The sequence below is a fragment of the Mannheimia kashgarensis genome (genome assembly GCF_041807705.1).
Classification (GTDB): Bacteria; Pseudomonadota; Gammaproteobacteria; order Enterobacterales; family Pasteurellaceae; genus Mannheimia.
The window spans coordinates 1-1,960 of record NZ_JBGTYY010000061.1; the positions used below are offsets into that span (position 1 = coordinate 1).

The 1,960-nt window shown below is 40.6% G+C and carries 2 protein-coding genes; one reads left to right on the plus strand and one right to left on the minus strand.

Annotation, left to right across the window (positions count from 1 at the left end; genetic code table 11):
- Window positions 1-109 precede the first annotated feature (109 nt).
- Window positions 110-1,444 (plus strand): YadA family autotransporter adhesin, encoded by a 1,335-nt coding sequence (locus tag ACERCF_RS12430; RefSeq protein WP_373625776.1) that lies wholly within the window; start codon window positions 110-112, stop codon window positions 1,442-1,444.
- Between the two features lie 340 nt (window positions 1,445-1,784).
- On the opposite strand, the gene ACERCF_RS12435 is transcribed toward ACERCF_RS12430, so the two are convergent.
- The coding region (locus ACERCF_RS12435; protein ID WP_373625777.1) for a transposase at window positions 1,785-1,960 on the minus strand (176 nt) is incomplete at its 5' end.

Sequence of the window (1,960 nt, forward strand, 5' to 3'; positions counted from 1 at the left end):
CATTGACAAAGACCTAACAGTTAAAGGTAACCAGACTGTGGACGGTGACTCTAGCTTAAAAGGCAATGTCAACATTGACAAAGACCTAACCGTTAAAGGTAACCAGACTGTGGACGGTGACTCTAGCTTAAAAGGCAATGTCAACATTGACAAAGACCTAACCGTTAAAGGTAACCAGACTGTGGATGGCGACACTCACACCAAAGGCAACCAAACAGTGGATGGTGATTCAATTTTGACAGGCAAAGTCACTGCTAAAAATGGTATCGATGTGACTGGAGGCGTGAATACAGACACATTGTCAGTGACAGGGGAATCTGTGTTTAAAGGCGGAGTGTTTATTGAAAAAGATGGAAATAAAGTCGCAGTTGCAACCGCTGATGATTTGGCGACAGCCTCTCAAAATCTTGCCATGCAATACACCGCCGATGACGGAGTAATCGTCACCCGTAAGAAAGATCAAATCTTGACAGTAAAAGGTGAGGCAACAGCTGAGGTGACGACTGTTAAAAACATCAAAACAACCGCTGATAAAGATGGCAGTATTGCTGTGGAATTGGTGAAAGATGTGAACTTGGGAGCAGATGGTAGCCTAAATGCTGGTTCTGTAAATGCTGGAGTGTTAAACACCAAAGGTGATGCTATTATTGGCGGCAACAGCCAAGTCAAAGGCAGTCAAAGCATTGACAAAGATCTAACTGTTAAAGGCAACAGCCACGTCAAAGGCAGTCAAAGCATTGACAAAGATCTAACTGTTAAAGGCAACAGCCACGTCAAAGGCAGTCAAAGCATTGGCAAAGATCTAACTGTTAAAGGCAACAGCCACGTCAAAGGCAGTCAAAGCATTGACAAAGATCTAACTGTTAAAGGTAACAGCCAAGTCAAAGGCAGTCAAAGCATTGACAAAGATCTAACTGTTAAAGGCAACAGCCACGTCAAAGGCAGTCAAAGCATTGACAAAGATCTAACTGTTAAAGGCAACACCAAAACTGACACTCTAAGCGTTGGTAATAGAGTTGAGATTTCAGCCAATGGCATCGACGCACAAGGCACGAAAATCATCAATGTTGCGGACGCACAGTTGAGTGCCAACAGCAAAGACGCGGTCAGTGGTAGCCAGTTGTATGAAACAAATCAAGCCATCAATCGCTTGAATACAACCATTAACAACAATACTGCCAGTATTTACAAGCGCATTGATGCTGTCAAAGATGATGCTAACGCAGGTGTTTCTTCGGCGATGGCGATGGCAAGCTTGCCACAAGCATTTATACCAGGTAAGTCGATGTTGACAGGCGGTATGGCGACTTATAATGGACAAAGTGCTGTTGCAATTGGTTTGTCAAGCATTTCAGACAACGGTCGCTGGGTGATTAAGGTCAGCGGAAGTGTAAACTCTAGAGGCAATGCCGGTGGCTCGATTGGTGCAGGCCTTCATTTTTAATCACTAATCATTGATTATTAAAATTGATTGTTTAAACAAGTAATCAAAGTCAACAAAAAAGCTCATCAGTGATGGGCTTTTTTGTTGCGTTTTGATGCGCGCAATCAACTATTTAAATACTGGATCTTAATAATTTTTTGACAATTTAATATTTTTTTATCATGAATAAGCAATGGCAATTTTTGTGATTGTGTTTTGTGTCTGTGTCTTTTAGAATAAAAGGAGCAACAAAAAATTAAAAAAACCAAGCATAAAAGCCTGATTGTTTTAATTGTTGTTGTACAATCTGTTGCAGAGGATTGGATGTTTTAAACTTAACATAAGGGGCTGTCCTAGATAACTAACCTAAACCCCCTTTAACCAATTGTTTTAAAAGGAATATTTGAGATTCTAAGTCACTGTGATTAAAACGCCATTCGCATTCTTTCAAATATAGCTCAAAATGGGCTTTCGGAATACCATTAAACTTGCGTAAATGACGTTTTGCTTGGCTCCAAAAATTCTCAATTCCATTAA